Source organism: Novosphingobium sp., assembly GCF_019748365.1.
In the GTDB taxonomy this organism is placed as follows: Bacteria; Pseudomonadota; Alphaproteobacteria; order Sphingomonadales; family Sphingomonadaceae; genus Novosphingobium.
The window spans coordinates 1-4,573 of sequence record NZ_JAIEPN010000053.1 but is presented as its reverse complement, the minus strand read 5'-3'; the positions used below and the strand labels follow the sequence as shown (position 1 = coordinate 4,573).

Genomic DNA, 4,573 nt, shown 5'->3' with positions numbered 1-4,573 from the left:
AAGAAGACGCCGACGTCCCACAGAACATGATCCTGACCCAGGATCACCAGCACCAGCACCATAGGCACCGCCCAGATCGCGAGCCATAGCAGCACCGTGCGCGACATGACGGCGAACGACGGCCGAGGTGAGGCATCTGTGCCTGAGCCGGATTTGAGCGCAAGCCAGTCGGGACGATAGGCCGCTACGATCATGCCCATCGCTCCTGCGCCGAGCAGGACGAGAGGGAAAGGCAGGTTGAACAGGAACAGCGCCAGGAACGCCGCAACCGCCAGCGCCTGTTTGAACCGCGTGTTGAGCGCGCGGCCACCGATGCGGATCAGCGCTTGCACAACAATGGCCAGCACCGCAGCCTTGATCCCCAGGAACAGCGCCGCAAACCAGTCGAGGTTCGCCGCCAGCGCATAGAGCGACGAGAGCGCCAGCATGATCAGCGCGCCGGGGATGACAAACAGAAGCCCAGCTGCAAGGCCGCCCTTCAGTCCGTGCAGCCGCCAACCAATCCACGTCGCCAACTGTTGCGCCTCGGGGCCGGGCAACAGATGGCAGAAATTGAGCGCGTGGAGATACTGCTCCTCATCGACCCATTTGTGCTTCTCGACAATCTCGCCATGCATCAGCGCAATCTGCCCGGCGGGGCCGCCGAAGCTCAGGCAGCCGATGCGCGCGAAGACGCGCACGAGCTGGCGGAAATCAGGAATATCTGTTGACACGTTCGCTGCCAAACACGGTCCCCATATTGCCGCCCCGCATCACGAGGCAGACCAGAGGCAACGCTTGGGCCTGAACAGCCTGATCGGGAGGTTGCTTCAGTCCCGATACGTATCTGCTCCCACAACGGTGCATGGGCGTCAAGGGTGTCTGAGCAAGGATTCACGGGAATCCTAGGCAAAGAGTACTTGCTAGTTCAACAGTCTGCCTCTGGTTTTTCAATCGCTTGGTCTTTGCGTGTAAAGCGCCGCTTCCTTGCCGATCAGGATTTCGGCCAGCGCCCAATAGGCCTCGCCCCAGGCCGACAGGACCTCGTCGGTGGCTGCATCGCCCAGAATGTCGCGGATTGCGGGCAGCAGGGCGTCAGCGACTATCGGATAGTGCTCGGGCTTGACGCCTGTTTCAACATGCCGCGCCGCCATGCGCATCACCGGTGCGGTCAAGGCTTCGAGCTTGTCGATGTTTTGCGCATAGGCGAGAATGGCTGCGGCAAGACGGCGCGGCTGTTCTCCGCTTTCCTGCGCGGCCTCATCGAACATGGCCTTGACTGCGGGATCGACGAACAGACGCTCGTACATCCGCTGGGTGATCGCCACCCCATGCTGTTGCAGCGCAGGTGCGGTCGAATTGACGATGGCCTTGGTCTCGGCGCTCAATATTCTGCTCATTATGTCCTCCTTATGGATATTGGTTGTCGAAACCGCGTGTCAAAACAGGCCGTGGCTGCCGCCGATAGCACCCGCCAGCGTGATCAAGGCCAGCACGATCAGGATGTGGTGTACGCGCTCCATGCGCTGGAAATCGGCCTGCGGGGTCTGCGAGGTTGCAAGGCGGCGGTGCAGGAACAATGGCTCGACCACGAACAGCATCAGCGTGAACACCGCCCAGAGCGCGACCATCGCATGCATCCACCAGAAGTGGAGCTCGGCAAAGCGGCTCCACATCCCGGCCCGGTGCACCATCCAGAAGCCGCTGGCGCCGCCGAGCAGCACCCAGATCTTTGCCTGCCAGGCAAAGCGCCCCTCGATCGCGTGGAATTTCCCCAGCCTGTCGGCTTCGCTCTCGCTATGCCGGATGGCCGGCATCACCACCCAGGTGACAAAGCCGACGCCACCGATCCAGAACAGCACCGCCACGACATGGACGACGCGAGCGATTGTGAAGTCATCCACCGGACGGCTCGGTCATCTGGTCGCCATCCAGCACCGGCTCTGACCGGTAGAACTCGACTTGCATCGTCATCTTGCCCAGCGGGACCACGTAATGCGTCGCCAGTGGCGCAATCGGTGCAGGCATGTCTGGCGTGACCAACACCTCACGATGCGGTTCGGTGAAGATCAACCGCACCTCGCCTTCCAGCACCCGCAACAGCCCCCAGGTCCCGTCCTTGGTGCGATGGTCGTTGCGCAGCTTATCGGGCAGCGATTGATCGTCGAACACTGGCGAGGATGCATAAGGGGTGAGCGTCATGGTTTCGTCTCCAGGGGTGCAAGCTTTGGTGACCGTGCGCGCAAAGCCGCCAGCCCGCCGCGCTGCGCCAGCACTCCGGTCAGCAGGCTGTCGGCAATCCGGTGCGCCGACGTGTGAAATCTTTCTGCCGCTGCGGGGCTCGCAACGTTCTGTGCAACGGTCTCATCCCACAGCGCCAGCCAGCGATCGAAATGGGCCTTGGTGAGGATGCCGAGCGCAATGTGCTTCTGCATCGGACTGCCTCTAAAACGGCCCGGCTCGATCATGATCGAGGCCCAGAATCCCTTCATCCGCGGGAGATGCTGTGACCAGTCGGCGACGTGCTGGGCAAAGATTGGCCCCAGCAGATCGTCGGTCTGGATACGGTCGTAAAAGCGATCGACCAGCAGGCTGATCGAGATATCGTCGATCCCTATCTGGTGGGCCTCCGCGCGCTTGGCCGCGCGTATGCGCTCCGCATGGGCGGTCGCCGTCATGGTCGCATTGCTGATAAGATGTAATTCATTTGCATCGTTTAACGCGGCTGGCGCTTAATAGCAATATTTGATATGCATGTTTAATGAGATTGTCGCTTCACGCCGATTATGCCCTGCGCACCTTGATGTATCTGGCGGTCCATGATGGCCACAGGTCGATTGGCGAAATTGCTGGTGCCTATGGCATTTCCAAGAATCACCTGATGAAGGTGGCGCAACGCCTGGTGGCAGAAGGCTTTATTGAGGCAGTGCGAGGTCGAACCGGCGGCCTTCGGCTGGCGCAGGCCGCGGATCAGGTCAATGTCGGCAGAGTCGTGCGGACGATGGAAGAAACCGGCAGCTTTGTGGAGTGTTTCGACCCTTCGACCAATACCTGCGTGATTACGCCAGCATGCCAACTGCGTCATGCCCTGGCCGGTGCGCTTGAGGCATTCTTCAGGCATCTCGATCGCTATAGCCTCGCGGATATTGCCAAAAACCCGGCAGCGGTGCGCGAAAGCTTGCTGCCATCGGACATTGGCCGCTACTAACCTTAATCATGCGCATCGCGATCATCGACACAAGCACCACGCGCGCAGCGATCATCTCGGATGGCTTGCGCGAGGCTGGCCTCACCGACCTCGTGATCATCGATCACGCTGCAGGGCTTGCTGCGCAGATCGAACGTGCTGCACCCGAGGTTGTGCTGATCAATCTTGAGAATCCAAGCCGGGATATGCTGGAGGACTTTTTCGCAATGTCGCGTGCCCTTGCGCGGCCGATCGCGATGTTCGTGGACCAGAGCGATGCCGAGTCGACAAGTGCAGCGGTGGATGCGGGCGTATCGGCCTATGTTGTCGATGGCTTGGCTAAGCAGCGCATCAAGCCGGTGCTGGACCTCGCCATTCGCCGCTTTCAAGCATTTTCACGGCTGCAGGCCGAGTTGGCGGAAGCACGGACCGCGCTGGCCGACCGACAGGCAATCGATCGCGCCAAGGCGATCCTGATGAAGCGCAAAGGGCTGGACGAGCCAGCTGCTTATGCCCTGCTGCGCAATCATGCGATGCGATCCAACCGCCGCATTGCCGAGGTCGCCGAGGCCATCGTGACCAGCGAAGCCCTGATGGGAGATATGCCATGAGCAATACCCTCATGAGGATTGGTTTCCTGCCGCTGGTTGATGCGGCACTGCCAATCCTGGCGCGTGAGCTGGGCTTTGCCGAGGATGAAGGATTGGACCTGCAACTGGTCCGCGACATCACCTGGGCGGCGGTACGCGACCGTCTGATGTATGGGCAGACGGACGCGGCACACATGGTCGCACCGCTCGCGATCGCCACCGCATTGGGGTGCGACAGGCCGGCAATGCCGCTCGCCGTCCCGTTCGTGCTCGGTCTCAATGGCAACGCGCTCACCGTATCAACGGCACTGGCAGAAGCCTTGATGCTCGACAACACGCTGGGTGACCCATTCGAAATCGGCGCAAGGTTGAAGCTGGAGGCGGAACGCCGGGTCGCCATCGGCAAGCCGCTGCGTTTCGGGGTGGTCCATCGCTATTCCAGCCACAACTATATGCTGCGCTACTGGCTGGCTGGCATAGGGATTCAGCCTGACGTCGATGTCGAGATCACCGTCACCAGCCCGCCCTTCGCCGCCGATGCACTGGCCTGCGGCGATGTTGACGGCATCTGCGTTGGCGAACCGTGGAACAGCATCGCGGTGGATCGCGGTGTCGGGCGGATCATGCTGGCCACTGCGCAGATCTGGCGGCGCGGTGTGGAAAAAGTGCTGGCGGTGCGGCTCGATGGTCGGCAGGCCGACACCGACGCAACCGAGCGGCTGGTGCGAGCGCTGCACAGAGCGGCTGCGCATTTCGTCGAGCCTGGCAATACAGAGGCAAATGCGGCCATATTGTCACGCTCGGAATATCTGGACGC

At 61.4% G+C, this 4,573-nt stretch carries 8 protein-coding genes; 3 read left to right on the top strand and 5 right to left on the bottom strand.

Translation table 11 applies throughout. The features are described from left to right. The 5 genes from K5Q19_RS07610 to K5Q19_RS07590 all read right to left on the bottom strand — a co-directional run. Positions 1-713, bottom strand: a 713-nt coding sequence (locus tag K5Q19_RS07610; RefSeq protein ID WP_292942970.1) for a chromate transporter, incomplete at its 3' end; no start/stop codon positions are given. 216 nt (positions 714-929) lie between these two features. Further along, positions 930-1,379 (bottom strand): globin domain-containing protein, encoded by a 450-nt coding sequence (locus K5Q19_RS07605; protein ID WP_066214120.1) that lies wholly within the window; start codon positions 1,377-1,379, stop codon positions 930-932. A gap of 39 nt (positions 1,380-1,418) precedes the next feature. Further along, positions 1,419-1,883 (bottom strand): hypothetical protein, encoded by a 465-nt coding sequence (locus K5Q19_RS07600; RefSeq protein ID WP_110300255.1) that lies wholly within the window; start codon positions 1,881-1,883, stop codon positions 1,419-1,421. Further along, the gene (locus K5Q19_RS07595) at positions 1,876-2,181 is read right to left on the bottom strand and encodes a DUF1971 domain-containing protein (RefSeq protein WP_110300254.1); all 306 of its coding nucleotides are present in this window, start codon (positions 2,179-2,181) and stop codon (positions 1,876-1,878) included. Before K5Q19_RS07595 ends, K5Q19_RS07600 begins: the two co-directional genes overlap by 8 nt. After that, entirely contained in the window at positions 2,178-2,657 is a 480-nt protein-coding gene (locus tag K5Q19_RS07590; protein WP_066214129.1) for a group III truncated hemoglobin, read from the bottom strand. The genes K5Q19_RS07595 and K5Q19_RS07590 overlap by 4 nt, the downstream gene beginning before the upstream one ends. An 83-nt stretch (positions 2,658-2,740) precedes the next feature. Between K5Q19_RS07590 and K5Q19_RS07585 the strand changes: the two genes are divergently transcribed. From K5Q19_RS07585 to K5Q19_RS07575, 3 genes are all read left to right on the top strand, one after another. Further along, the gene (locus tag K5Q19_RS07585; RefSeq protein ID WP_066214133.1) at positions 2,741-3,187 is read left to right on the top strand and encodes an Rrf2 family transcriptional regulator; all 447 of its coding nucleotides are present in this window, start codon (positions 2,741-2,743) and stop codon (positions 3,185-3,187) included. Positions 3,188-3,195: 8 nt separating this feature from the next. Beyond that, entirely contained in the window at positions 3,196-3,777 is a 582-nt protein-coding gene (locus K5Q19_RS07580; protein ID WP_017671402.1) for an ANTAR domain-containing protein, read from the top strand. Beyond that, positions 3,774-4,573, top strand: an 800-nt coding sequence (locus tag K5Q19_RS07575) for a CmpA/NrtA family ABC transporter substrate-binding protein (protein WP_292942956.1), incomplete at its 3' end; no start/stop codon positions are given. The genes K5Q19_RS07580 and K5Q19_RS07575, both read left to right, overlap by 4 nt.

Excerpts from the sequence above, each read along its gene's own strand:
- K5Q19_RS07580 (WP_017671402.1), top strand. The coding sequence starts at position 3,196 with ATGCGCATCGCGATCATCGACACAAGCACCACGCGCGCAGCGATCATC.
- K5Q19_RS07585 (WP_066214133.1), top strand. The coding sequence starts at position 2,741 with ATGAGATTGTCGCTTCACGCCGATTATGCCCTGCGCACCTTGATGTAT.
- K5Q19_RS07595 (WP_110300254.1), bottom strand. The coding sequence starts at position 2,181 with ATGACGCTCACCCCTTATGCATCCTCGCCAGTGTTCGACGATCAATCG.
- K5Q19_RS07605 (WP_066214120.1), bottom strand. The coding sequence starts at position 1,379 with ATGAGCAGAATATTGAGCGCCGAGACCAAGGCCATCGTCAATTCGACC.
- K5Q19_RS07590 (WP_066214129.1), bottom strand. The coding sequence starts at position 2,657 with ATGACGGCGACCGCCCATGCGGAGCGCATACGCGCGGCCAAGCGCGCG.